The sequence below is a fragment of the Oceanobacillus sp. HCA-5259 genome, assembly GCF_037892815.1.
GTDB classification, from domain to species: Bacteria; Bacillota; Bacilli; order Bacillales; family Amphibacillaceae; genus Oceanobacillus; species Oceanobacillus indicireducens.
On the sequence record NZ_JBBKBV010000006.1, the window covers coordinates 142,657 to 167,830 of the forward strand.

Below are 25,174 nucleotides of genomic sequence, written 5' to 3' on the forward strand. Positions count from 1 at the left end.
ATTTGCAACATTGAGATGGAATTGGTATATTTAAATGGATATTTTTATCTATCATACAGCTTCAGGCTATTATTTCGGGAGGGGTTTCATGTCTTTTGACGAGGTTAGTCAAGAAAACTTAGCGATAATGCTTCATGAGCTTGCAGATCATTTAAATGTTGCTAATCGTGGTCTATTTGATGCGGAAGACTATGATTTGGACAAATACGATGATTTGAAATTATTACACCAGGTCATTATCAACAAAGGCAAATTAAGCGCTCTAGAATCACAGGCATTTGTCGATGAATTAGCTGCCATTCGTAAAAAATAAATCAGTGGATTTTCCCACTGATTTATTTTTTCGGTCCATTTAATTGATCCAACGCAAGTTTTGCGGCGCGTTGTTCGGCTTCTTTTTTGGATCTGCCGAGTCCTTCGCCAATTGTTTTTCCATTGATACTTACGTGAACGAGAAATTCCCGATCATGTGAGGGACCTTTTTCTTCTACAACTTCATAAGTCACCTTTTGGTTTTTATCTTGTTGCACAAATTCCTGAAGCTTGCTTTTATAATCCATCCCATGCGAAAAAGCGCCAATTTTTATTTTCGGAAAGACATGTTCCCCTAAAAACTCAAGAACTTTTTCATAGCCTTGATCGAGATACAATGCACCTAAAAACGCTTCAAAGACGTCCGCTAATATGGCAGGACGATCTCTTCCACCCGTTTGCTCTTCGCCCCTGCCAAGCAGTAAATACTCTCCAAATTGTAAATCCCTTGCAAAGTTTTCTAATGAAGGCTCACAAACAATAGATGCACGTAACTTCGACAATTCCCCCTCCGGCATCTGCTGGTAGGTGGAATAAAGATATTGGGAAACACCCAACTCTAGTACCGCATCCCCAAGGAATTCCAATCTTTCATTGTCCGAAAACTCTTCTTGACGATGCTCATTCACATAGGATGAATGGGTAAATGCCTGATGTAACAATGATTTTTGCTTAAAATTAATCTGCAGCTGTTGTTCTAGTTCACTCAAATCCATACAGCTCACCTCTTCAAAATATGAAGAGACCGGGATAAAACACTCTCATTGTATGTAAAATCCCAGCCTCTTCCCTCTTTTATTATTGAGAAACACTGTTGATATAATTTACAGCGTCACCCACTGTATTAATTTTCTCAGCTTCTTCATCAGCGATTTCCATGTCGAATTCGTCTTCAAGCTCCATTACAAGCTCAACTACGTCAAGGGAATCCGCTTCAAGGTCATCTTTAAATGACGCTTCCAACGTAACTTTTTCCTCTTCTACATCAAGACGATCAACAATGATTTCTTTTACACGTTCAAACACATCTGCCACACCGTTCACCTCCCTTCAAAGTTAATAGCCACGTCTGCTCTCTGCCCGGCAAAGACCAAATAAGTACAAACACTCTTCGGTGAGTCGAGTGATCTCCGGGTCCCAGGCGTCCGCGAAACTTATTGTAATGGCGCTACACCTTTGTTTGTTACATCACCATTCCGCCATCAATATGTATCGTTTGTCCGGTGATATAGCTAGCGTCTTCGGAGGCTAAGAAGCGCACAACTTTCGCGACATCTTCCGGTTCACCAAAGCGATCTAACGGGATCATCGATAGCATAGCTTCCTTTTGTTCATCATTTAGTGCATCGGTCATATCTGTTGAGATAAAGCCCGGCGCAACTGCATTCACTAAAATGTTTCGGGAAGCTAGTTCTTTTGCTGTTGTCTTTGTAAGCCCGATTACTCCTGCTTTTGCTGCTACGTAATTGGCTTGTCCTGGGTTTCCGCTTACTCCGACAATCGACGCAACATTGACAATTCTGCCCGCACGTTGCTTCATCATTTGCCTTGTTACGGCTTTCGTACAAAGGAAGACACCTTTTAAATTTGTGTTAATAACATCGTCAAATTCTTCTTCCTTCATACGCATCAATAAATTATCTCTCGTAACACCAGCATTATTTACAAGGACGTCCAAGCTGCCGAATTCATTAATTACTTCTTTTACCATTGCTTTTACGCTATCTTCGTCTGAAACGTTGGCTTGAACCGGGAACGATTGGACACCATAGCTTTTAAGTTCTTCAGCTACTTCTTTTGCTTTCGCTTCACTTCCTGCATAGTTAACAGCAACATTGGCTCCTTGCTTTGCAAATTCAATTGCAATCGTTCTGCCGATACCTCTAGACGCACCAGTTACTAATACGCTTTTGCCCTTTAACATTTAAGCATCCTCCTTGTACCATTCCAAAAAGTCGTGTAATGATTTCGTATCTTGCACAGCAAATGTTTTCGTTTTTCGGTCGATTTTCCGGAGCAGGCCAGATAATACTTTACCGTTTCCTATTTCAACAAAAGCATCGATTTCTTCTGTCATCATAGCCCGAATGGATGCTTCAAATTGAACTGGTGAATAAAGCTGCTTGATGAGTAAATCTTTAATTTCATCTTTTGCTGTCACCGGAGTAGCAGAGACATTTGCATAGACTGGAATGCTTGCATTGTTAATCTCAATCCCATCTAAGTAACTTGCAAATTCTTCGTTCGCCGTTTTCATTAGCCTGGAATGGAATGGTCCACTGACATTAAGCGGAAGAACTCGTTTTGCACCTTTTTGTTTTAATTGTTCTGCAGCGATTTCAATGCCTTTTACAGAACCCGAAATAACAATTTGTCCAGGACAATTCAAGTTAGCAAGATCAACTACTTCCTCCTTAATTCCCTGTAAGACTTCTGTGATTTCTTCTTCAGAAAGACCAAGGACTGCAGCCATCGTTCCTTGCCCCTTTGGAAAAGCTCGCTCCATCAAGCGACCTCTTGTTGCAACAAGGGGGACGGCGTCTTCAAAGGATATAGATCCGGAAGCCACTAATGCACTGTATTCACCGAGACTATGGCCGACTGTCATAATTGGTTGAATACCTTCTTTTAGCAAAACTTGCTCGATCGCTACACTCGTAAGCAGGAGTGCAGGTTGAGCATTTTCCGTTTCCGTTAGCGTTTCTTGAGGTCCGTTAAACATTATATCTGTAATATCTTTATTTAATAAATCATTCGCTCGGTGAAAGAATTCTTTCACTTCTGGATACGTATCATAAAATTCTTTCCCCATCCCAACAGCTTGGGAACCTTGCCCAGGGAACATAAATGCTACCCGTTTCATATCACTCACTCCTCTACATTCATTGTTCCTATCGTTTCGCCTATCATTTCTGTTACATCATGGTCAACCATATGTTTCGCTTGACGTATTGCGTTAACAATCGCCCGGCTTTTCGATGAACCGTGGGCTTTAATGACCGGTGCAGCAAGGCCGAAAAGACCAGCTCCGCCATATTCTGAGTAATCTAACCGGTTTTTCAGTGCTCCTAAGTCATTTTTCACAAGACCTGCAGCGAGTTTCGTTTTAATAGAGGACATAAACGTTTCTTTGAGTAAGGTAAAAACAGTTTGTGCTGTCCCCTCAATTGTCTTTAATGCAACATTCCCGCTAAAACCATCCGTTACAACGACATCTGCTGCATGATCAAACAAATCACGAGCTTCGACGTTTCCGATAAAATTGATTGGTGCTTCTCCCAGCAATTCAAAGGCTTTCTTCGTTAGTTCATTTCCTTTGGCGTCTTCGGTCCCAACGTTTAAAAGGGCTACAGTCGGATTTTTAATTCCTCTTACCTTTTCCGAATAGATCGATCCCATAATACCGTACTGCAGCAAATGGCTTGCTTTCGCTTCTACATTTGCCCCAACATCAAGAAACACGAAACCTTGTCCATTAATAGTCGGAAGTGTTGGACTTAATGCCGGACGGGAAATCCCTGGAATCCGTCCAACGATAAAGAGACCGGCACTCATTAAGGCACCAGTATTTCCAGCAGAAATACAAGCATCCGCTCTTCCCTCTTTAACTTCTTTAGCCATCAATACAAGGGAGGCATCCTTTTTACGACGAACGGCCCGTACCGGTTCATCTTCACTCGTAATTACTTCTTCTGTATGTATGATTGAGATGTTTTTCGAATCTGTTAAATAAGTTTTGATTTTCGCTTCGTCACCTATTAATGTAATCGATAAGTCGTCAAACTCACGAATAGCGTCCATTGCACCTTCGACGATTTCTTTCGGTGCATGGTCACCACCCATTGCATCTATTGCTAATTTCATATTATTCGTCACCTGTTTCCTCATTGGATTGGAACATTTGAAAAGTGCCTGTAAACACAACTTCCTGTTCTACATAACTTGTAACGCGAACAACTGTCAACCCTTTATCATTTTTTCCTTCGACCGTTGCTTTGGCAATAACCCGCTCACCTTCCTTTACTTGGCGGGTAAAGGTGATTTCCGATTTGGCAGTCAATGCCAGTTCATCATTGATTACAGCTACCGCAAGTGAATTGGCTTGGGCGAATAAATGGTGCCCTCTAGCAATCTTGTTTCTTGAAAAGACAAGATCTTTTGAGATATCCAAAATAGAAATTGCTCGCTCATCCAGTTCTAAATCAATGATTTCACCAATCACCTCTTCAATTTGCAAAGCACGAACCGTTTCATTCCATTGGTCTTTCGCAACGGACTTAATTCGCTCACGCATTTCAGGAATACCGAGTTCCATCCGGTCTAACCGGATCGTTTGAATGCTTACATTAAATTCATTCGCCAATTGTTCATCTGTAATAAATGGAATTTCCTCGATTTTCTCTTTTAGAAGCTGCTGTCTTTCTGCTTTTGTTTTTTTCATTCTGCACCTTCCACACCGTACTTTATCGCAGTGTAACTGACTGAAGGATTCCACTAAAAGATACAACCATTTAATTCTAAGTGGGAGATTCAACAGCCAGTGACTTCCCGATTGGTTCAACTAACATTCAGTTGAGGATGAAACGTCGACTAAAAAGAAACGTTCTGTCGCAACGTTGGCACTAACACATTCTGTGCGTCGCCCCCCTGAATAAAGTTCACTTTAAGACTTGGTACTAATAGTAACACAAATGCTTATTAAAGGGTAGCATTTTTTTCACTAAAGCTCAAGTGTAGCAATGCTAAATGAATAAATATCAATACTTCGTTTTAATAAGCACCGTTTATAAAAAATATTATTGAGTCGTCCAATAAAACTGCGGTTAAGTAGTTAAAGACACTTACCTATACAAGATTATTATACTTAACTCGAAGTATAAAGTACAAGAAGCTTATTGCTAATAGCGTTTATACAATCTTCCTGTACTTTATTCAAAAAAGAGGTTTTATGGTGTACAATTTACTTGTACGAGTAGATAGGTGTAATACAACATAGATCAATCTAGATTTTTTGACAAAGACAAATGGGAATCGATGGGACCTGAAGAGATTAATAAATTGGAAAGCAATTTCCAATTTATCGTATCTGAGGCAGAGAAGAAGAATAAACAACAAGACTAAATGTGTAGAGGAGGAGAACAAATGAAGGAAAATGGAATGGAATTGTTACTAAAAGAACTTAAAGCTATGAACGAGAAAATCACAGCAATTGAAACGAAAATGGCAACAAAGAATGATTTAGAATCTATAAATCTAAAAATTGATTCTATCTCCAAGCAAGCCGTAAAGAACGCTGAGGACATTTCAGTTATTAAAGAAAACCAAGAAAAGGCAACTGAAAAGCATAACGAAATCTTGTCTACATTGAATGATTTAGCCACTAAAGAAGACCTCGAATACCTCGACAAAAAAGTCGGCGAACATGATCGGGAAATATTTAAAATTAAAAATAGAGCTTAGTAATAACACAGTATTAATACACCACGACTAAACACACCAGGATAACGTTTATTTTGGTGTGTTTTTGAAAAACAACGCGAACACTTTTTCACGAGTTTTGCCACTATTTCGGCACGCGGACCACCAGTCCATGATGCTTAAAGCATTTCGTAAACTGCAGGAATGGGATGCGAATCTATTTACAATGTATGTTGCCCTTCCCTATACATGGTTCAGAGATATGATTTCGATGATCTTTTATTAATTCAAAACTTGACTCACGATTTTAAAGTAACGGAAAAATTGTGTGAGAGAAGAATGGACCATATAAAAAGAAATATGCCTGTTCTGTTACCAAATTGTCGCTAAAACCAAAGCAATATATAACTGAGGATACTTTTGGAAGTGGTTTTAAAAACACTACCCTCAAACCCCTAGGTATCAAAGGATTTGAGGGCTTATAAGCATTACAACAGTAAGATATAATACGAAATGCAAGCCATTCTGAGAAAATCAATCTAATTTCGTATGAAGGTCTGGATCTGTTTCGAGCAACTCCCGTAGTTTTCTGTATTCGTCATCTGTCTCGAGCAATTCCTGATTGACAATATAAGTTGCATCATTTCTTGCCGTTTCAAGTGCCCGATAATCATGTACCATATCCGCTACTTTAAATTCCGGGATCCCACTTTGCTTTCTCCCAAAGAAGTCACCAGGACCCCGGAGCTGCAGATCCCTTTCCGCCAATTCAAATCCGTTATTTGTCTCTGTCATAATGCTCATTCTTTCCTTCCCCACATCATTCTTCGGTTCAGCAATCAAGATACAATAACTTTGCTTGTCGCCTCTTCCAACTCTCCCTCGCAACTGGTGAAGTTGCGCCAACCCGAAGCGTTCAGCATCATAAATAACCATAATTGTGGCATTTGGAACATTCACTCCAACTTCAACAACTGTTGTTGAAACGAGAACTTGAATTTTGTTTTCAGCATACTCTTTCATAACCGCATCTTTTTCATCAGCTGGAAGACGGCCGTGCATTAAGCCAACCTTTATTTCCGGTGGGAAAAACTCAACCAATTGATGATAAAGATCGACGGCATTCTGGATATCCAATTTATCGGATTCTTCGATGAGTGGGCTGATGAGATATGCTTGTTCACCACTTTCCACATGTTTGATTATAAAATTCAAAATACGCTCAAACATATTTTCTTTTACCCAGAGGGTTTCTACTTCTTTTCTCCCAGCTGGCATCTCATTTATTTGGGACACATCCATGTCACCAAAAGCCGTAATTGCCAGCGTACGGGGAATCGGAGTTGCCGTCATAAATAACACGTCGGGATGCAGTCCTTTATCCCTTAGCGTTCGGCGCTGCTCTACTCCGAAACGATGCTGTTCATCAACAATCACAAGACCGAGATCTTGGAATAGGACATCATCTTGAATCAATGCATGGGTACCGATGATTAAATCTACATCCCCCGCCTCAAGTCCAGTTAATATCTCTCTACGCTCCTTCGTCTTCACCGACCCTGTAAGAAGACGCACATTCGCAAGCTCCCCGAACAATTCTTGTAAGGATTGATAATGCTGTTCCGCAAGTATTTCCGTTGGGACCATTAATGCCCCTTGTTTTCCGGCTGTCAAAGAAGCATAAAGACAGATGGCTGCAACTGCAGTCTTCCCTGAACCTACATCACCCTGCAACAACCGATTCATCCGGTATGAAGAACGCATGTCTAAGAGAATTTCTTCAAGTGAGGAATTTTGCGCATTTGTTAATTTGAAAGGAAATCGTTCGATAAAGCTGTTCACTTTTTCTTCATCATACTTTTGTGCATTCCCTTCTGTTGCTTCTCGATGCTTCTTACGTAAAAGCTGCATTTTCAACTGGAAAAGTAAAAATTCCTCATAAATGTATCTTCTTCGTGCATGCTTCAGTTGAACACGATTTTGCGGAAAGTGCAGCATTTCTACCGCATCTTTCCGAGATGGTAGCTTATATGCTGTTAAATAGGACTCAGGAAGAATCTCTGTTATTTGGTCACCATAATCTTCAAGCGCTTGAGAAATCACCTTTTTCAACCGGTAATTTGTTATGTCTCCTTTTACAGAATACATTGGTTGGATTTCTGTCGAATCTTCCTGGGCACCCTTGCGATAGTTGCTGACGGTAATCTGCAGTCTATGGGCGTCCCATTTACCAGTAAGCGTAACAGTATCCCCTGCATTCAATTGTTTCTTCGCGAACGCGCGATTGAACATTACCGCTTTGATTGCAACATTCTCAACATCTACCGTTAATACTAAACGCGACTTTTTTCTTCCATAAAAAGTAAGGGAAGGCTCGTATAAAATCCTTCCCACAATCGTTACTTTATCTTCATGGATTAGTTCGCTTAGCGGTAAAACTTCCAATACGTCATATTTATACGGCAAATAATGCAACAAATCTTCAATCGTATATACATTCATTAGGTTTAAATCTTCGGCAAATTTTCCCCCGATTCCTTTTACATTTTTTACTGATTCGTTAAGCAAGGCAATCACTCTTTCTAAACAGAAACACCAAATATTTTTTCCTTTAAAAGTCTTCCCGTTGGAGTATCAGCAAGACCTCCTTCCCCAGTCTCCCGAAGACTTGAGGGCATCTGTCTGCCAATCCGGTACATTGCACCAACTACTTCATCTGCTGGAATCCTGCTTGTTACACCAGCTAAAGCGAGATCAGCAGAAACAATCGCTTGAGAGGAACCTAGCGCATTCCGTTTTACGCAAGGCACTTCAACTAATCCAGCTACTGGATCACAAACTAAACCGAGCATATTTTTTAATGTAATCGCAAAGGCATCAGCAGATTGTTGAGCAGTACCACCTGCCATTTCCACAATTGCAGCCGCTGCCATCGCGCCTGCTGAACCGACTTCAGCTTGACATCCACCAGCGGCACCTGAAATAAACGCATTGTTCGCTACAACAAAACCGAAAGCTCCTGCAGTGAATAAGTAACGGATCATTTGCTCACGGGTCGGGTTCAACTGGTTCTTCACCGCAAAAAGTGTCCCCGGTACACATCCGGCGCTCCCAGCTGTTGGTGTAGCACAAATAACCCCCATCGCAGCATTTACTTCATTCGTCCCCATCGCTTTACTGACTGCATCAAGTAGGATTGGTCCAGATAACGGTGTTTTCTCTTGCATATATTTCTGTACAAGCACTGCGTCTCCGCCTGTAAGCCCGGTTACTGACTGTACACCTTGTAATGCTCGTTCAATAGCATTTTCCATCACTTGCAAATTCTTTTCCATTTCTAAAACTATGTCTTCACGGCTGCGCTCTTTAACATCCATTTCCTGAAGAATCATTACTTCCGAAATCGGTATGTTTTTCGTCTCTGCAATTTCCACCAATTCAGCAATTGTGCGAAACATGTGCATTCCCCTTTCGATTCTAACTTTCTATTTTCGAAATCTGGATAATATGTTCCCTAGATTGTAATTCTTTTAATAGATTATCATCGACATTTTGGTCGACTTCAATGACCATTAGCGCCTCTTTCCCGACATCTTTCCGGTTCACTTCCATATGTCCGATGTTAATTTCGTGTTTCGCCAATACTTCGGTTACCGATGCAATAGTCCCAAAGCGGTCGTTATGCATAATAAGAATCGCCGGATGGTTTCCTGAAAGCCTTAACTGGAATCCGTTCAATTCAGTAATTTCTACTTTTCCGCCACCAATTGAAATTCCGACTAATTCTAACTTGTCTTTATCATCACCGATAAGGAGTCTTGCAGTATTCGGGTGATCTACACGTGAGTTATCTTCAATAAATTCAATTTCCAATCCATTTTCTTTTGCAATAGTTAAAGCTTTGCTCATCCTGACGTCATCTGTTGCAAATCCAAGTAATCCACCTGCAAGTGCAAAATCTGTTCCATGGCCTTTGTACGTTTTGGCGAAAGATTCATAGAGATAGATTTTCGCCCATGTTGGCTGTTTTCCAAACAAATTGCGTGCAGCAAGCCCAATTCGCGCAGCTCCTGCCGTATGTGAGCTTGATGGCCCAATCATCACCGGTCCAATAATATCGAATACGGAATTATATTTCATCTTAAACACCGCCTTTTATCGACTACTCATTTCCACTCCAATTATAGCAAAAAAGCTTACAGCATGCATAATACAGGAAGGTTTTTCTACTCAAGGTCCGCAATTCCGATATCTCTCGCTTTCCGTAGGCGAACAGGTTAATCTTCGGGCTAAGCACTAAGGTCTCACCTTGGCCAAAGGTTGTTCTAGTTACGGAGCTCGTCACATGACGTGACCGTTCTTATGATGGACTAAAAAACCGCATCGTACCGAGGTTGTTTGGTAGATGCGGTTGGTGATTTGGTTTATTCGACAGCGAAGATATAGGAATAGATTGGCTGTTCTCCGTTATGGATTTCAATCTCTATATCCTCAAAGTACTCTTCAACATAAGCTTCTATCTCAGCGACTTCTGTTTCTGTAACATCTTCACCATAAAGAATGGTCAAGATTTCATCGTCTTCTGTGATAAGTTCGTTTAATAACGATTTGACAGCTTCTTGTTTCTTTTCGTTGGAAGCAATAATCTTACCATCTTCAATTGCCATAAAGTGATCTTTTTCAATCGTTATCCCATCAATTTGCGTATCACGAACGGCATACGTAATTTGGCCAGTTTTCACTTCTTTACTAGCCGCCTCCATCGCTTCCTGGTTCGCTGCTAACTCAGCTTCAGGATCAAAGACAAGCATGGCACTGATCCCTTGAGGGATTGTTCTTGTCGGAACTACAGCGACATTTTCGTCCGCGATGTCTGCTGCCTGCTCAGCTGCCATTTGGATATTCTTATTGTTTGGCAGAACGAGTACATTTTTAGCATGGGCTCTCGTTATTGCTTCTGTAATATCCTTCGTGCTCGGATTCATTGTTTGTCCGCCCTCAATAACTACTGTGGCCCCGAGACTTTCAAACAACGCTTTAAGTCCAGCCCCCATTGTAACGGTAACAATGCCATACTCGGCTTTTTCTATCGGTGTGTTTGTTTTTTCTTTGTTGCTAACAATCGCACTATGCTGTTCACGCATATTTTCGATCTTCATGTTAATCAAACTACCGTAGCGCTGTCCGAGTGTTAAACAATCTCCTGGCTGTTCGGAATGAACATGAACTTTAACAATTTCATCATCGGAAACAACAAGTAAGGAATCCCCTATTTCACTTAATGTTTCACGGAATTCCTCTTCATTATATGGATAGTCTTTTAGCTTATCGTCTTCAAATTTAACCATAAACTCTGTACAATATCCGTAAACAATTTCAGATGTATCCATGAAATCTTGCGTTATTTTATGATGTTCCGCATTGACAAGATCTTCCATCTCTACTTCAACTGTTTCTTCTGGAAGTTCTTCCCCTTTAAGCGCCGCTAGGAATCCTTCATAAATCGTCACTAATCCCTGTCCTCCCGAATCAACAACACCAACTTCTTTTAAAACAGGAAGTAAATCCGGTGTACGCTTTAAGGATGCCTTCGCTTCAATTAAAGTTTTCTCCATGAGGGCGATAATATCTGTTTCCACCTTAGCAATTTCTACTGCTTTATTAGCTGCATCTTTTGCAACAGTAAGGATTGTTCCCTCTACAGGTTTCATTACCGCTTTATAGGCTGTAGTCACTCCAGCTTCGAATGCATGGGCAAAGTCTTCTGCTTCCAATGTTTCTAAATTTTCCATTCCTCTACCAAATCCGCGGAAAATTTGTGACAGGATAACACCTGAGTTTCCTCGCGCCCCCATCAATAAACCTTTAGCAAATGCATTTGCAATAACAGAAACATCGTCTGAATCCGTTTGCTTCACTTCATTTACACCTGAGGTCATTGATAAGTTCATATTTGTTCCTGTATCCCCGTCCGGTACCGGAAACACATTTAATGCGTCGATTTTTTGTGCATTGTTCGATAGGTGATGTGCTCCGGAGAGGATCATCTGTGTTAACAGACTACCATCTAACTTATGTATAGTCACCATACTTCCTCCTTAAATAAACCATGCCTAACTCCTGTTAACTGCTCATACGGTCAGGAACTGTTCAGTAACTTGTACGAAAACAGTAGAGAGGAGATTAACAGGCGTTAGCAATTCCATGTAGTTTTCCTTAATCGTTAGACACTCGGACTCCTTGGATGTATATATTTACCGAGTCAATAGATAGGCCTAATGATTGTTCCAGTGTATATTTCACTTGAGACTGCACATTGCTCGCAACCTCAGAAATTTTCGTGCCATAGCTTACGATGATATATAGATCGATATGCAATTCTTCATCTTCCTGCCGGACTACGATACCGCGGGAATAGTTTTCTTTCCGTAAAATTTCAGCGATCCCATCACGTATTTGACTTTTGGATGCCATACCTACAATCCCGTAACATTCTACAGCTGTACCTCCGGCAATCGTTGCGATGACATCATTAGTGATTGTAACTTGACCATCGTTTGTGTGAAGTTCAATGGACATGAGGATCCTCCTTCATGATTTCAATTTCGTAAAAATAAAATAATTAATAAAGCCTTGTCCTATACTAACTTATAAAGCATAAGGCTATTCTACTACAATCCACCTTTTTTTAAAAGTGAATGTGTGATTTACAAGCTCGTTATTTTCTCTTCTTACAATGGCGGATTTTTTTCTATCTGTCAAGCAATTTTTCTTTGCAGCAAAAAAAGTTTCGTTGCATTCTCAGTTAACTTGTGATAAATTATATAAGTATGAAAATGATATTTGGTATAGTAAGGAGGGAATGTCATGGCTAGAAAATGTGTTGTAACTGGACGTAAAACGAGCAGCGGAAATCTACGTTCTCATGCTATGAACTCCAACAGACGTAAATGGAAAGCGAATGTACAAAAAGTACGTATCATGGTAGATGGTAAACCAAAACGTGTATATGTATCCGCACGTGCTTTGAAATCAGGTAAAGTAGAGCGCGTATAATCGCATGGGCTCCATGATGAATTGTGTACAACCCCAAAAAAGTACTCTAATCCAAGAGTGCTTTTTTATTTTGTCCAAATGCCAACTTGTAAACCAAGCTTTCTATCCAGATCCGTAGCACTCTCCCCGCGGAAAGCGAGAGATATCGGAACTGCGCATCTCCAGTAGCAAACGGTTGAACATATTCTAAATTTAATCAAGTCTCTAAAGCAAAAAACACAGCTTCTGTCGCGTAATGGACAAAAGCCGTGTTTTTTATTTATCTTTTTTAAATACACCCATGACCACTTTCACAAATCCACCAATAAACCTTGGGAGCTTAATCGTATAGAATTTAATAGGTTCCCCCTCCTTCGTACAAACCAAGCTTCACGCCTCTTAAGAATCTCTACTCTTTATTAATAATAATATGCCTCGTCTGTACGAAAAATTCCCACTTTCATGAGATAGTTCATTGGAGATGCAAAGTGTTGATCCCCAGGTGATTGTTTCATTCTCTAACGGATAATAAAAGCCATTTAGCGTAATACCTTCTACAACCTCACTGAATGGAACGAAAGATACATACGGATAATCAGGGTCTCTCTCTATTGTATGTGTTCCCGGTTTCGTTAAAACTAATTGATTTTGTCTATCAATGATTTTGCCGATTATCCCTTTTTCTAGAATTCGGTATAATAGCTGGATATTTATTAATTCATGATCTTTCCTGCCGGCTGTCACCCCGAATAAAAGAATTGTTGCCGGTTGAAGTTGAAAAGCTTTGTTTAACGCTAGTTCTAAATCTGTTTCATCTTTCTCACTCGGCAGCTTATTAAAATTACTTACCTTTTCCCGGATAAGTTTCATTTCTTCTGTCGTAACAGAATCAAAATCCCCCACCGCATCATGAATTTCTAAACCGGAACGAAGAATATGGAGAGCGCCACGGTCCGCACCGATCCACAAATCCACTGTACGCTTATAAATGGTGAGATCTGGCAATGTTTCTCCCGGGCCACTGCCTACAATTCCAATTGTGAGGTGATTCATGTATTATTCATCCCTTGTCGCATCAACAATTGCTTTAATTGCTTGTTTTCTATCTGGCTGGCTGAAAATAGCACTACCAGCGACAAGTACGTCTGCTCCTGCATCTGTACAAATTTTTGCAGTGTCTGTGTTGACTCCGCCATCCACTTCAATTTCAAAGGAAAGACCCATTTCTTTCCGCCAGCTGTCAAGCTGACGAATCTTATTCACCGTCTCTGGGATAAATTTCTGACCACCAAAGCCTGGGTTTACTGTCATGATTAGTACCATATCAATGTCTTTTAGGATTGGTAACAAGAGTTCTGCAGGAGTTGCTGGATTAATTACTACCCCCGCCTTTACGCCATTATCCCGTATTAATTGGATCGTGCGGTGCAAGTGGGTGCAAGCTTCCTGATGAACCGTTATAATATCCGCTCCAGCCTTTGCAAATGCAGGGATATACTGATCTGGATTTTCAATCATTAAATGGACATCAAGCGGGAGTTCTGTTACCGGGCGTATCGCCTCGACAATTAATGGGCCAATCGTAATATTAGGAACGAAATGGCCATCCATCACATCAACGTGAATATAATCAGCGCCATATGTAGCGACTTCCTTAATTTCATTACCTAATTGAGCAAAATCAGCAGATAAAATAGATGGTGCAATTTTTACCATGTTAATACCTCGGCTTTCTCAACATAATTTCTTCTAAAAATCTTACATAATTTCCGTAACGTGATGCGGCAATTTCTCCTGTTGAAACTGCTGCTTTTACTGCACATTTAGGTTCTTTTAGATGCATACATCCCCTAAATTTACAGTCTCCCAATCGTTCGCGAAATTCGGGGAAACAATAAGATAATTCATTTGCTTCCAATGTATCGAATTCAAGGGAGCTAAAACCCGGTGTATCTGCAACAAGACCATTATACATTTCGAGCAATTCAACATGTCTTGTCGTATGTCTCCCTCTTCCAAGGCTTTCAGATATCTCACCTGTCTTTAAATCAAGGGAGTCGTCAAGCATATTAAGAATAGTTGATTTTCCAACACCAGACTGACCAGCAATAACAGTAATATGATCCTTAAAATAGTGCTCGAGAGCATTAAAGCCTTGCCCGTCCTTCATGGATAGCAGCTCTGTACGATAACCAATATTCTCGTATAACTTGCGGTACGATTCCATTTTTTCTTTTTCTGCGGCAGATGTTAAATCCATCTTTGTAATAAAAATGACTGGTTGAATGTCTCTCGACTCGATAAGTACTAAAAAACGATCTAATAATGTCTCATTGAAATCAGGTGCTTTAGCAGAAGTAACGATAATCGCTTGTGTTATATTGGCAATCGGCGGCCGTACCAGCTCATTCGAACGGGGCTTAATTTCCATGATATATCCTTCATTTGGATCTTCATACTCGAAGGTCACAAGATCACCGACGAGGGGGGTAATATTCTGGTTACGGAATACCCCTCTCCCGCGGCATTGATAGATTGACCCGTCTTCTGTCTTCACATAATAGAAGCCGCTTAATGCTTTAATAATTCTGCCTTCCTCCATTTAGTCACCCTCTTCATAAGATACTACATCGTTCGTCACAATTTCATCGTCTCTCGTAATGATATATTCCGCTTCGTCATTGTAAGCAATGAGAAGTGTGAAAGTTACCGGAGTATCTTCCGTAATTGTTAATTCTTCATAAACATCCGAAACATTGTTATTCACGTCACCAATATAAATACGTACGGTCTGTTCTACCGGCTCTTCTGGTGTCTCCTCTTCTTCCGTACCTTCTTCTCCTGTTTCATCATCTTCATCCTCGCTATTTCCTGTGTAAGGAACAGTAAGCGTGATACGGTGGGAGGTTGGTGGTATTTCACGTGGACCGGTGGAAATATATACATCAACGGATGCGCCTTCTTCCAGTTCAGTTCCAGACTCAGGTGATTGTCGGATTACTTTGCCTTCTTCTACATTATCCGAATTCTCTTCATGTTTTGTGAACACAAGATTATTCTTTTCCAAATAATCCCTTGCTTCTTTCTCTGTCATACCCGTTAAATTATTCAAACTGATCAGCTCAGGACCAATACTCACTTCGAATATTACCCGGGTTTCGCTCGGGATGACCTCTGTATCTGGTGAGGGCTGGAGTTGATTCGTAATTTCTCCTGATGGACGATCGGAATGTTTTTCAACGGTGAAAATATTCTCTGGATCGAATCCTTCACCTTCTAAGATATGCATCACTTGATCGATATCTTGTCCGACATAATCCTCCATCGGAAAATGTTCTTTCCCTTCACTTACAGTTAATGTAACCGTTGATTCTTCTTTCACTGTACGCCCAGCAGACGGACTCATGGAAATAACATGTCCCTCTTCAACTTCATCGGAAAATGTGAGTTCTTCCTCAACAATAAGATTCAAATTCTCTAGCTGCTCTTTTGCATCCTCATATTCTTCTCCCACGACGTCAATAAGCTCAACATCTTTTGGCAACAAAATTCCAGGCACAAAAAATAACACAACAACAGTAGCCGCAAGCAAAACGAAGAGTATACTTATAATGAGCAACCACTTTTTCTTCTTGCTTTTTTTCTTCTTTTCTTTCGGTTTCTTGCCTTTCTTTTTATTTCCTTTTTCATCCGGTTTTGGAGGATAAGATTTCGTTGTATTATTTGGCTTACTTACGATTGTTTCCTCATTTTCCGAACCATGAAACTGATCATCGGTTATAATTGGAATCGCCCGCGTTTCCTCGCCGGCTTCTACTGGTGGTTCGTAGGGCGGTTCGTTCAGCCGGTCCGGATCAAGTGCATGGTTGACTGCATCTTCAAGTTCATAGATGGACTGGTAACGGTGGAACGGGTCTTTTGCAGTTGCTTTTAATACGATATTTTCTACACTCTGTGGTATATCTGGATTATATTGTCTTACAGATGGTGTTTTACTTTGTAAATGTTTCAAAGCAATCGACACAGGTGATTGACCGGAAAAAGGCAAGCGACCGGTTAATAACTCGTAAAACAGAATCCCAATCGAATAAATATCCGATTTTTTCGTTGCCATACCGCCTCTTGCCTGTTCAGGAGATAGGTAGTGGACAGAGCCGAGAATGGAATTCGTCTGAGTGAGTGAAGTGGCACTTAACGCAATCGCAATTCCAAAGTCCGTGACCTTTGCTTGACCAAAGCTGTTCATCAGAATATTTTGCGGTTTAATATCCCGATGGACAATATCATTATCATGGGCATGGGCAATAGCTGATATGATTTGCTTAACAATATCTACCGCTTCATTGACCTCAATCGGGCCTTGTTGTTGTATGTATTCTTTCAATGTTAAACCGTCAACATATTCCATAACCATATAAAGATTGTCTTCTTCTTCCCCAACATCAAAGATATTTACAATATTAGGATGAGTCAGGCTCGTTGCAGCTTGTGCTTCCCTGTCAAAGCGGGTAGTAAATTCCGTGTCGTTAATATACTCACTCCGGAGTGCTTTAATTGCAACATCACGCTCCAGGATTGTATCGCGCGCAAGATAAACTTCTGCCATACCACCGCTACCAATCTTTTTAATGATCTTGTAGCGTTCATTTAATAGCTGGCCTTGTCTCATTCCGTTTCACCCGCTCTCACTGCCTGTTCATGGTGTATAAGTGCGATCGAGATGTTGTCCTCTCCACCACGCTCGTTTGCAAGACCAATCATTTCTTCACCTATTTCCTGCAAAACAGCTTGTTTAGACAGGATATCCTCTATTTCTGCATCCATTAGTTTATTGGTCAACCCATCAGAACATAGTAACAGTTTATCTTCCACTTCCCAACCAATTGTCTGAATCTCACATTCTGTCATTGCCTCTGTTCCAAGTGCACGTACTAAAACATTTTTCCTTGGATGGTAGGCTGCATCATCGGGTGAAATTTGTCCGGCACGGAGCAATTCATTAACTAACGAATGATCCTCAGTAAGTTGCTTTAGCTTTCCGTCGTTATATAAATAGCCACGACTGTCTCCAATATGGGCGATCGTGATGAATTCATCTGTGCAGGCAGCAAGGACAACAGTAGTGCCCATTCCTTCAAGCTCTACTTGTTCTTTTGCTTCCGTATAGACGACGTCATTCGCTTCTTTTACCGTCTCCAATATCCAAGCTTCCAGTTCCGTTGCCTGTTGAAACTGGACTTCTTTTTCCCATTTCTGTTGAATGAAATTTGTCGCAAGTTCGCTCGCAACTTCTCCGGCAGAATGACCTCCCATTCCATCAGCGACGATTGCGAGCACTTGATTTGCCTGATTATAAAAGATGCCGCCTGAATCTTCGTTATGGCTTCGCACCTTGCCGACATCCGTTATAAAGTATGCTTCCATGTTGACCCCCCTTTATTCTGACTTCCTTTTACATAGAATGACGTCAAGTTCCTTTCTTTAAACGGGTAAGAAAGAAACCGTCCGTGCCGAAACTCTGCGGGAATAGCTGAAATCCATATTCGGTGATACCGATAGAAGACTGTAATTCTTCCGGAAGCTCCTTAAAGAAATCGCCATCGACTGTAAAAGCAGGATTTTCCTTAAGAAAGCTTTTTACCACTTGTTCATTCTCCATTTTTTCAATCGTACATGTGCTGTAGACGAATAAACCATCATCCTTAAGTAAATCAGCAACATGATTGAGAATATCAAGCTGGATTATGTGCAGCCTTTCAATATCTTGCTCTGACTTTTCATATTTGATCTCCGGCTTACTGTTGATTACTCCTAGACCTGAACAAGGTGCATCAACCAGAATCCGGTCAAAGCTTGCTTCAGCGTATTTTTCTTTTAATTTACGAGCATCATGAGCCGTTGCATGGATGATAGAGAGCCCTAATGTTCTTTGCTTTTCCTCGATGAGCTTCACTTTCTTCTTGTGCAGGTCATGGGCATATACAATTCCTTCGTTAAGCATTTTCTCCGCTATATGTGTTGCTTTCCCGCCTGGAGCACTGCAGGAATCGAGAACATCCATTCCAGGTTCAGGTTTTAACATTTCGGCAACTAACATCGAGCTCTCATCTTGAATTGTCAGTTTTCCTTCAGTAAATAATTTACTTGATAGCACATTCCCTTTCTCAATTTGAATGCCTTGCTTTGAAAAAAGGGAAGGTTTTACAGTAAATCCTTCCTGTTCCAATTCAGCCATCGCTTCTTCACGGGAAATTTTTAATGGTTGAATACGGACGGACATCGGCTTCTCTTTTAAATTTGCCTGGCAGATTGCTTCAGCTGTTTGAAAGCCATACTGCTGAATCCAGCGGTTCACAAGCCATTTAGGGTGACTTGTCTCAACAGAAAGTCTCTTCAGCGGATCTTTTATCTCAGCTAAATCGCGAACGCCATTTCGCTGAATATTCCGGAGAACCCCGTTGACAAAACCCTGGATGCCACGATGTCCCTTTTTCTTTGCAATTTCAACTGCTTCATGAATAACTGCATGGTCTGGAATCTTATCCAAATAAACCATTTGGTAGACGGACATCCGTAATAGCATTCTTACCCAGTCGTCGATTTTTTTATTCGGGTCAACATACTTGGAAAGATAGTAATCGAGCGTCATTTTCCTTTCCAATGTTCCGTAGACAATCTGTGTTAAGAGTGCTTCGTCTTTTGGATTCAGTTCATTTTTCTTTATTTCTTGATTGATTAATAAATGACTGAAGCCATGGTCCTTTTCAATCCGTACTAATAATTCCAGTATCAAGTTTCTTAGTTTAGTTGTCTTCATCTTATTCTCCTAAACGTACGCCGACTTGAATTCGCTCGCCCGACCCTTGAAGATAATCTTTGACAAGCATCCTTGTTTTACCTGCTGGTTGAATTTCTGTAATTCGAATTCCTTTTTTATCCCCGCAAACGACAATGAAGTCAGCCTGATCATTTTTAGCGACGATTTCCCCGGCCTTTCCTTCATATGTTTTCCCATCGGTTTCACCCCACCATATCTTCATTGTTTTACCAAGATAGGTCGTGTAGGCAACCGGCCATGGATGTAAGCCACGGATTTGATTGTAAATTTCCGTACTGCTCTTATTCCAATCAATCCATTCATCTTCTCGTTTAATGTTCGCTGCGAACGTCGCCTGTTCTTCTTCCTGCGGGATTGTTGTCAGCTGTCTGTTAAACAGTTTTGGGAGTGTTTCGATTAATAACTTAGCACCAGCTTCCGATAATTTATCATGAAGGGTACCGACATGGTCTCGGGCAGCAATTGGTACGGTGACTTGTGCCAGCATATCACCCGCATCGAGTTTCTCGACCATATACATAATGGTGATCCCTGTTTCTTTTTTACCTTGAATAATGGCATGGTGAATCGGTGCCCCGCCCCGCAATTCCGGTAGTAAAGATGCATGGACGTTAATACAGCCGAACGGTGGTGCTTCGAGCAGTTTATTCGGAAGCAATTGACCATAAGCCGCTGTGACAATAACATCCGGATTTGCATCCATTATTGCTTGATAATCTTCTCGCAATCGTTCTGGCTGGAACACCGGCAGCCCCAAATCTTCTGCAGCCTGTTTCACTGGGGAAGGCGTAATAACTCGTTTTCTCCCCTTGGGTCTGTCGGGCTGGGTCACTACTAAAACTATTTCGTGCTCCTCGCGGGCAAGCGCGTGAAGAATTGGTACAGAAAAGTCCGGTGTCCCCATAAATACGATTCTTTTCATTTTTTTACCTACTTTCTAATCCATCATGATGTTGTTCTATTACATCATCTGATAAGGTTGCATATCAACAATAATTTGTAAGTCGTGTTTTTGAATCTGTTCTTTAAAGTTGTTTGTAACTTCTTGAATAAAAGTACGTAACTTAGGTTCGTGCTTGTATTTTATCATGCATTGGTAACGATATCTATCCTTAATGCGTGGGATTGGTGAAGGTGTCGGTCCAAGGATGATTGTTTCTGGACCAACTTTCATCAATAATTGTTGAACGAACTGCTGTGTAGCCTGTACAACTTGTACATGGTTCTCATGCGTAATCGTTATGAGCGCCAGATAATAGTAAGGAGGATAGCGAAACGCTCTTCGCATCGCCATTTCTTTTTTATAAAAGTCTTCAAAGTTATACTTACTCGCAAGTTCGATACTATAATGATCCGGTGTGTAGGTTTGAACAATGACTTCTCCAGGTAAATCATGCCTCCCTGCACGACCGCTTACTTGGGTAAGAAGCTGAAATGTCTTTTCAGATGATCGAAAATCAGGCAAATGTAGCATGGAATCGGCCGTGAGCACCCCAACCAATGTGACATTTTCAAAATCGAGTCCTTTTGCGATCATTTGCGTTCCTAAAAGAATATCTGCTTTATGTTCACTGAACTCACGAAGCAGCTTTTCATGAGCACCTTTTCTTCTCGTCGTATCTACATCCATCCTGATCACTCGGGCTTCGGGGATTAATTGGGTGAGTGACTCTTCCACCCGCTGTGTCCCTGTACCAAAGTAACGGATCAAATCACTGGAACATTCTGGACACACGTTTGGCACTTCTTCTTCATACGAACAATAATGACACTTCAGCAAATGGCTGTTCTTATGATAGGTTAAGGCAATATCACAATGCGGGCATTCTTTTACATGCCCACAGTCCCGGCACATAATAAAGGTCGAGTATCCTCTTCTGTTTAAGAGAAGGACAATTTGTTCACCTTTTGCAATACAATCTCTTATTTTCTCCATGAGCAGACGCGAGAACATCGTTCGGTTCCCTGCGTGGAGCTCCCTTCGCATATCGACGGTAATGACTTCAGGCAGCGGTTTATCATTCGTCCTTTTCGTGAGGGTAGCTAACTTATATACTCCTTTTGCGGCTCTCGCATAGGATTCAAGGGTCGGAGTGGCACTCCCAAGAACGACTGGGAAGTTTTGATCCTTCCCTCTTTTAATTGCAACATCCCTTGCATGATAACGCGGTTGATCTTCTTGCTTATAGCTTGTCTCATGCTCTTCATCAATAATGATAATCCCGAGGTTTTCAAATGGGGAAAAGATAGCGGAACGGGCTCCGACAACAACTTGCACTTCTTTACGTTGGATTTTCCGCCATTCATCAAATTTCTCCCCCGCTGACAACGCACTGTGCATGACAGCTACATTTCTCCCGAATCTACCTTTGAATCGTTTCACCATCTGAGGTGTTAGGGAAATCTCGGGGACGAGCACAATCGCTTCTTTCCCTTTCTTAATTACTTCTTGAATCGCTTGTAAATAAATTTCCGTTTTCCCGCTGCCGGTTACACCGTGCACAAGGATCACTTCATGTTCATTATTTTCAATACTTGCTAGGATTGGTTCAATCGCTTGTTGTTGTTCGGGCTTTAGCGGAAGCGGATCTGTTCGTTCGATTGCATCATCATTATACGGATTCCGATATGTTTCTTTTTGGTATGTATCTAGAAGTCCTTTATCAATTAATGCCTTCACCGTGCTTGTTGTCGTTCCTATCGTTTGCAGTAATGATTTCTGTTTAATCTCCTGCGGGTTTTCAATGAAAAATTCAATAATTGCCCGCTGCTTCCTTGCAGATTGGGACAAATCATGTAAAGCTTCTTCCAATAAGTGAATTTCTTTTTTCGGATATACGAATGTTTCAAATTTCTTTGTGATTTTCGACTTAACGATATAATCGATCTGGACTTCCCCTGCATCTACTGCTTTTTTTAAATGTTGATAGTTTAACGCAGAGGCTTCAAATTCTTCAAATGGAATAACATCCCGACCTTGGAACAGATCTTCCAATTCATCTGACAATACTTCACCGCTGAGACGATTGATCTCTTTCTTATACTTCGACTTGAGTACCTGGGGAAGCATTACTTGTAGAGCAACAATTGAAAGGGATAGTGTTCGATGAGCTAACCATTTACCTAAATCAAGCAATTCTTTTGTAAGAACGGGAACTAAGTCTAGCACTTCTTCAATAGGTTTTAACTTATTAAAGGATGATGTATCCGTGATTTCTACTACAAACCCCATAATTTTCCTTGGACCAAACGGAACAATAACACGCATCCCCGGAGTCAGCACATGCGTGAAACGGTCTGGTATTTCATAATCAAAGGTTTGGTCGATGGCAAAAGAAGGCACATCGACGATTACTTTTGCTACGTTCAATCTAACTCATCCTTCATATCACGAATAATAAGTTTCCATAAATTTTCTGCAATTGCTTTTTTCGATGCAAGCGGTAAGTTTTCTTCTTCCAGCTTACGATTTAAATACGTAACGATGTTTGTATCGCCCGCAAAACCTGCCCCTTCAGAAGAAACATTATTAATCACAATAGCATCAAGATTTTTCTTTTCTAATTTACCTTTACCGTATTCAAGGACTTTTTCGGTCTCTGCTGCAAACCCAACAAGGAATTGGTGCTGCTTCTCCTCTCCCAGAGACTGGAGAATATCCTTTGTTCGTTCCATTTCTATAATAAGATCATCGCCTGATTTTTTAACTTTTTCTTTAAAAGTTTGTTTCGGCCGGTAATCCGATACTGCTGCGGCTTTTATTACAATATCACTTTCTGGGAAAAATCGATGGATTGCCTGATACATTTCTTCTGCGGAGACAACATCGACCCGTTTAATACCACCGTTCTTCATCTGATTACCTGTAGGTCCCGCTACAACCGTCACTTCGGCACCGAGTTCTGCTGCAGCTTCAGCTAAGGCAAAGCCCATTTTTCCTGATGAGCGATTAGATAAGAAACGGACTGGGTCAATGACTTCCCGTGTAGGTCCGGCAGAAATCAAGACGCGTTTTCCTTTTAAAGGCTCGTCCTTTTGTTGATGGTCCTCGATCACTTCGATAATTGTTTCCGGTTCTTCGAGTCTACCTTTCCCAACGTAGCCACAAGCTAAATAACCGGCACCTGGTTCAATGAAGTGATATCCCCACTCATCCAATTGCTGCATGTTCTCAACTACAGCAGGATTTGCATACATATGCACATTCATCGCAGGAGCAATATACACTTCCGCCCGGGTTGCAAGCAGAGTAGTGGACAGCATATCGTCCGCAATCCCGTTCGCTAACTTTCCAATAATATTGGCTGTCGCTGGGGCGATTATCGCAATCTCTGCCCAATCAGCTAAATCAATATGGGCAATCTTTTCAGGATCTTTTTCGTCAAAAGTATCTATATATACAGGGTTTCGGGATAAGGCCTGGAAGGTGAGCGGAGAAACAAATTTCGTTGCATTTTCCGTCATCAAGACTCTTACATTCGCACCTTTTTGTGTCAACTTACTCGTAAGCGCACAAGCCTTGTAAACAGCAATCCCACCAGAAACCCCCAACAAAATATTCTTTCCTCTAACCACACAAAAACCCCCTTCTCAACTCCCTTCAGTTTAACATATTTAACAACAAAAGCGGAAGCGTGCGCATAGGGACGTACAAACTGGAATACTACGTAATGAGATAAAGGAAACACAGTGGAGGACGTATGGACATTTCAAAAAGAAAAAACCCCGCTATAAAAGCGAGGCGTTTATTCTTCTTCTGCAATATACAATTTTCCATCCGCAATTTCTTCTAGTGCCACCCCAACAAACGTGTGGGAAGATGGCTCTTCAACCATCGATTTTTTATTTTCAGCCAACTGCCTTGCACGTCTTGCAGATAGTGTGACTAATTCATACTTTGAATAAATTTTTTCCTGTAACTGGTCAATGGATGGTTCTAGCATCATGTCAATCTACCTCCAATATTTTTCTATATAGCTTTTCCACTCGTTCTCTTTTCATATGCTCCGCTTTAATAATCGCTTTTACTCGGTCCACGGCTAGATCGACGTCATCATTTACGACTACATAATCATAAGCATGCATCATTTCAATTTCATTACGGGCCTCTTTTAACCGGTTGCCGACAAGTTCTTCCGTTTCCGTTCCACGGCTTACGATGCGGTTCTTTAATTCATCAAGACTCGGAGGAAAGAGAAAAATAAAAACTCCTTGCGGGAAGTTATTTTTCACCTGTAAAGCTCCTTGGACTTCAATCTCAAGAAATACGTCTTTTCCCTTTGCTAATGTTTCCTCAACAAAAGCTTTCGGTGTTCCATAATAATTATTAACATATTTGGCGTATTCTAAAAGTTCGTTATCTGTAATCATTTGCTCGAATTTTTCTTTCGAACGGTAAAAATAATCTACACCCTCCACTTCACCCGGTCGCATATTTCTAGTTGTCATGGAAATGGAGTATTGTAAATCTGTCTGCTCCTCAAAAAGCCTTTTTCGAACGGTTCCTTTTCCAACACCAGATGGTCCTGAAAGGATAAATAATATACCTGACTCATCCTTCAATTGCTCTTC

General features: G+C 41.0%; 26 protein-coding genes. 3 read left to right on the forward strand and 23 right to left on the reverse strand.

The genetic code is table 11. From position 1 onward, the window contains the following. Positions 1-88: 88 nt before the first annotated feature. Positions 89-313: a DUF1128 family protein gene (locus WKU33_RS05945; RefSeq protein ID WP_156855484.1), complete on the forward strand. Its 225-nt coding sequence runs from the start codon at positions 89-91 to the stop codon at positions 311-313. Positions 314-335: 22 nt separating this feature from the next. Here WKU33_RS05945 and rnc read toward each other — a convergent pair whose 3' ends face one another. The 6 genes from rnc to fapR form a co-directional block, all read right to left on the reverse strand. Then, positions 336-1,028 (reverse strand): ribonuclease III, encoded by a 693-nt coding sequence (rnc, locus tag WKU33_RS05950; protein ID WP_156855485.1) that lies wholly within the window; start codon positions 1,026-1,028, stop codon positions 336-338. 82 nt (positions 1,029-1,110) lie between these two features. After that, the gene (gene acpP / locus WKU33_RS05955; RefSeq protein WP_156855486.1) at positions 1,111-1,347 is read right to left on the reverse strand and encodes an acyl carrier protein; all 237 of its coding nucleotides are present in this window, start codon (positions 1,345-1,347) and stop codon (positions 1,111-1,113) included. A gap of 148 nt (positions 1,348-1,495) precedes the next feature. Next, the gene (gene fabG, locus WKU33_RS05960; RefSeq protein WP_156855487.1) at positions 1,496-2,236 is read right to left on the reverse strand and encodes a 3-oxoacyl-[acyl-carrier-protein] reductase; all 741 of its coding nucleotides are present in this window, start codon (positions 2,234-2,236) and stop codon (positions 1,496-1,498) included. Next, positions 2,237-3,175 (reverse strand): ACP S-malonyltransferase, encoded by a 939-nt coding sequence (gene fabD, locus WKU33_RS05965; protein WP_156855488.1) that lies wholly within the window; start codon positions 3,173-3,175, stop codon positions 2,237-2,239. 5 nt (positions 3,176-3,180) lie between these two features. Beyond that, a complete protein-coding gene (plsX, locus tag WKU33_RS05970; RefSeq protein ID WP_336251629.1) occupies positions 3,181-4,176 on the reverse strand; it encodes a phosphate acyltransferase PlsX in 996 nt (331 codons plus the stop codon). 1 nt (position 4,177) lies between these two features. Continuing rightward, positions 4,178-4,753: a transcription factor FapR gene (fapR, locus tag WKU33_RS05975; RefSeq protein WP_156855490.1), complete on the reverse strand. Its 576-nt coding sequence runs from the start codon at positions 4,751-4,753 to the stop codon at positions 4,178-4,180. Between the two features lie 701 nt (positions 4,754-5,454). Here fapR and WKU33_RS05980 point away from each other — a divergent pair. Beyond that, a complete protein-coding gene (locus WKU33_RS05980; RefSeq protein ID WP_336251628.1) occupies positions 5,455-5,772 on the forward strand; it encodes a hypothetical protein in 318 nt (105 codons plus the stop codon). Between the two features lie 492 nt (positions 5,773-6,264). On the opposite strand, the gene recG is transcribed toward WKU33_RS05980, so the two are convergent. From recG to WKU33_RS06005, 5 genes are all read right to left on the reverse strand, one after another. Beyond that, the gene (gene recG, locus WKU33_RS05985) at positions 6,265-8,298 is read right to left on the reverse strand and encodes an ATP-dependent DNA helicase RecG (RefSeq protein WP_340453664.1); all 2,034 of its coding nucleotides are present in this window, start codon (positions 8,296-8,298) and stop codon (positions 6,265-6,267) included. Between the two features lie 14 nt (positions 8,299-8,312). Next, a complete protein-coding gene (gene sdaAA / locus WKU33_RS05990) occupies positions 8,313-9,188 on the reverse strand; it encodes an L-serine ammonia-lyase, iron-sulfur-dependent, subunit alpha (protein WP_156855494.1) in 876 nt (291 codons plus the stop codon). Between the two features lie 19 nt (positions 9,189-9,207). Then, complete coding sequence (sdaAB, locus tag WKU33_RS05995) at positions 9,208-9,870, reverse strand: L-serine ammonia-lyase, iron-sulfur-dependent subunit beta (protein ID WP_156855495.1); 663 nt, start codon at positions 9,868-9,870, stop codon at positions 9,208-9,210. Positions 9,871-10,154: 284 nt separating this feature from the next. Then, positions 10,155-11,816 carry a DAK2 domain-containing protein gene (locus WKU33_RS06000; RefSeq protein ID WP_156855496.1) on the reverse strand — a complete coding sequence of 554 codons (1,662 nt, stop codon included), beginning with the start codon at positions 11,814-11,816 and terminating at the stop codon, positions 10,155-10,157. A gap of 130 nt (positions 11,817-11,946) precedes the next feature. Beyond that, positions 11,947-12,309 (reverse strand): Asp23/Gls24 family envelope stress response protein, encoded by a 363-nt coding sequence (locus WKU33_RS06005; protein ID WP_156855497.1) that lies wholly within the window; start codon positions 12,307-12,309, stop codon positions 11,947-11,949. Between the two features lie 288 nt (positions 12,310-12,597). On the opposite strand from WKU33_RS06005, the gene rpmB reads away from it, so the two are divergent. Next, on the forward strand, positions 12,598-12,786 hold the full coding sequence (rpmB, locus tag WKU33_RS06010) for a 50S ribosomal protein L28 (protein WP_156855498.1): 189 nt from the start codon (positions 12,598-12,600) through the stop codon (positions 12,784-12,786). A 255-nt stretch (positions 12,787-13,041) separates the two neighbouring features. Here rpmB and spoVM read toward each other — a convergent pair whose 3' ends face one another. From spoVM to gmk, 12 genes are all read right to left on the reverse strand, one after another. After that, complete coding sequence (spoVM, locus tag WKU33_RS06015) at positions 13,042-13,152, reverse strand: stage V sporulation protein SpoVM (protein WP_229782517.1); 111 nt, start codon at positions 13,150-13,152, stop codon at positions 13,042-13,044. Positions 13,153-13,164: 12 nt separating this feature from the next. Further along, entirely contained in the window at positions 13,165-13,818 is a 654-nt protein-coding gene (locus WKU33_RS06020; protein WP_156855499.1) for a thiamine diphosphokinase, read from the reverse strand. 3 nt (positions 13,819-13,821) lie between these two features. Next, positions 13,822-14,481 (reverse strand): ribulose-phosphate 3-epimerase, encoded by a 660-nt coding sequence (gene rpe, locus WKU33_RS06025; RefSeq protein WP_156855500.1) that lies wholly within the window; start codon positions 14,479-14,481, stop codon positions 13,822-13,824. A gap of 1 nt (position 14,482) precedes the next feature. After that, positions 14,483-15,367, reverse strand: a complete 885-nt coding sequence (gene rsgA / locus WKU33_RS06030) for a ribosome small subunit-dependent GTPase A (RefSeq protein ID WP_340453669.1) — start codon at positions 15,365-15,367, stop codon at positions 14,483-14,485. Next, positions 15,368-17,434, reverse strand: a complete 2,067-nt coding sequence (gene pknB / locus WKU33_RS06035) for a Stk1 family PASTA domain-containing Ser/Thr kinase (RefSeq protein ID WP_156855502.1) — start codon at positions 17,432-17,434, stop codon at positions 15,368-15,370. After that, positions 17,431-18,189, reverse strand: a complete 759-nt coding sequence (locus WKU33_RS06040) for a Stp1/IreP family PP2C-type Ser/Thr phosphatase (protein WP_156855503.1) — start codon at positions 18,187-18,189, stop codon at positions 17,431-17,433. The genes pknB and WKU33_RS06040 overlap by 4 nt, the downstream gene beginning before the upstream one ends. A gap of 43 nt (positions 18,190-18,232) precedes the next feature. After that, positions 18,233-19,582, reverse strand: coding sequence for a 16S rRNA (cytosine(967)-C(5))-methyltransferase RsmB (gene rsmB, locus WKU33_RS06045; RefSeq protein WP_340453671.1), 1,350 nt, complete (start codon positions 19,580-19,582; stop codon positions 18,233-18,235). Between the two features lies 1 nt (position 19,583). Next, positions 19,584-20,525, reverse strand: a complete 942-nt coding sequence (gene fmt, locus WKU33_RS06050; protein ID WP_156855505.1) for a methionyl-tRNA formyltransferase — start codon at positions 20,523-20,525, stop codon at positions 19,584-19,586. Between the two features lie 39 nt (positions 20,526-20,564). Beyond that, entirely contained in the window at positions 20,565-22,973 is a 2,409-nt protein-coding gene (gene priA, locus WKU33_RS06055) for a primosomal protein N' (RefSeq protein ID WP_336251627.1), read from the reverse strand. Then, positions 22,970-24,178 (reverse strand): bifunctional phosphopantothenoylcysteine decarboxylase/phosphopantothenate--cysteine ligase CoaBC, encoded by a 1,209-nt coding sequence (coaBC, locus tag WKU33_RS06060; protein WP_336251626.1) that lies wholly within the window; start codon positions 24,176-24,178, stop codon positions 22,970-22,972. Before coaBC ends, priA begins: the two co-directional genes overlap by 4 nt. A gap of 170 nt (positions 24,179-24,348) precedes the next feature. Beyond that, positions 24,349-24,549, reverse strand: coding sequence for a DNA-directed RNA polymerase subunit omega (gene rpoZ / locus WKU33_RS06065; protein WP_156855508.1), 201 nt, complete (start codon positions 24,547-24,549; stop codon positions 24,349-24,351). Between the two features lies 1 nt (position 24,550). Further along, on the reverse strand, positions 24,551-25,165 hold the full coding sequence (gene gmk / locus WKU33_RS06070) for a guanylate kinase (RefSeq protein ID WP_336251625.1): 615 nt from the start codon (positions 25,163-25,165) through the stop codon (positions 24,551-24,553). Positions 25,166-25,174 lie beyond the last annotated feature (9 nt).

Bases quoted from the DNA above. Each gene is read 5' to 3' on its own strand.
- WKU33_RS05945 (WP_156855484.1), top strand. From the start codon at position 89: ATGTCTTTTGACGAGGTTAGTCAAGAAAACTTAGCGATAATGCTTCAT.
- rnc (WP_156855485.1), bottom strand. From the start codon at position 1,028: ATGGATTTGAGTGAACTAGAACAACAGCTGCAGATTAATTTTAAGCAA.
- fabG (WP_156855487.1), bottom strand. From the start codon at position 2,236: ATGTTAAAGGGCAAAAGCGTATTAGTAACTGGTGCGTCTAGAGGTATC.
- fabD (WP_156855488.1), bottom strand. From the start codon at position 3,175: ATGAAACGGGTAGCATTTATGTTCCCTGGGCAAGGTTCCCAAGCTGTT.
- plsX (WP_336251629.1), bottom strand. From the start codon at position 4,176: ATGAAATTAGCAATAGATGCAATGGGTGGTGACCATGCACCGAAAGAA.
- fapR (WP_156855490.1), bottom strand. From the start codon at position 4,753: ATGAAAAAAACAAAAGCAGAAAGACAGCAGCTTCTAAAAGAGAAAATC.
- WKU33_RS05980 (WP_336251628.1), top strand. From the start codon at position 5,455: ATGAAGGAAAATGGAATGGAATTGTTACTAAAAGAACTTAAAGCTATG.
- sdaAA (WP_156855494.1), bottom strand. From the start codon at position 9,188: ATGTTTCGCACAATTGCTGAATTGGTGGAAATTGCAGAGACGAAAAAC.
- sdaAB (WP_156855495.1), bottom strand. From the start codon at position 9,870: ATGAAATATAATTCCGTATTCGATATTATTGGACCGGTGATGATTGGG.
- WKU33_RS06005 (WP_156855497.1), bottom strand. From the start codon at position 12,309: ATGTCCATTGAACTTCACACAAACGATGGTCAAGTTACAATCACTAAT.
- rpmB (WP_156855498.1), top strand. From the start codon at position 12,598: ATGGCTAGAAAATGTGTTGTAACTGGACGTAAAACGAGCAGCGGAAAT.
- WKU33_RS06020 (WP_156855499.1), bottom strand. From the start codon at position 13,818: ATGAATCACCTCACAATTGGAATTGTAGGCAGTGGCCCGGGAGAAACA.
- rpe (WP_156855500.1), bottom strand. From the start codon at position 14,481: ATGGTAAAAATTGCACCATCTATTTTATCTGCTGATTTTGCTCAATTA.
- rsgA (WP_340453669.1), bottom strand. From the start codon at position 15,367: ATGGAGGAAGGCAGAATTATTAAAGCATTAAGCGGCTTCTATTATGTG.
- pknB (WP_156855502.1), bottom strand. From the start codon at position 17,434: ATGAGACAAGGCCAGCTATTAAATGAACGCTACAAGATCATTAAAAAG.
- WKU33_RS06040 (WP_156855503.1), bottom strand. From the start codon at position 18,189: ATGGAAGCATACTTTATAACGGATGTCGGCAAGGTGCGAAGCCATAAC.
- rsmB (WP_340453671.1), bottom strand. From the start codon at position 19,582: ATGAAGACAACTAAACTAAGAAACTTGATACTGGAATTATTAGTACGG.
- fmt (WP_156855505.1), bottom strand. From the start codon at position 20,525: ATGAAAAGAATCGTATTTATGGGGACACCGGACTTTTCTGTACCAATT.
- rpoZ (WP_156855508.1), bottom strand. From the start codon at position 24,549: ATGATGCTAGAACCATCCATTGACCAGTTACAGGAAAAAATTTATTCA.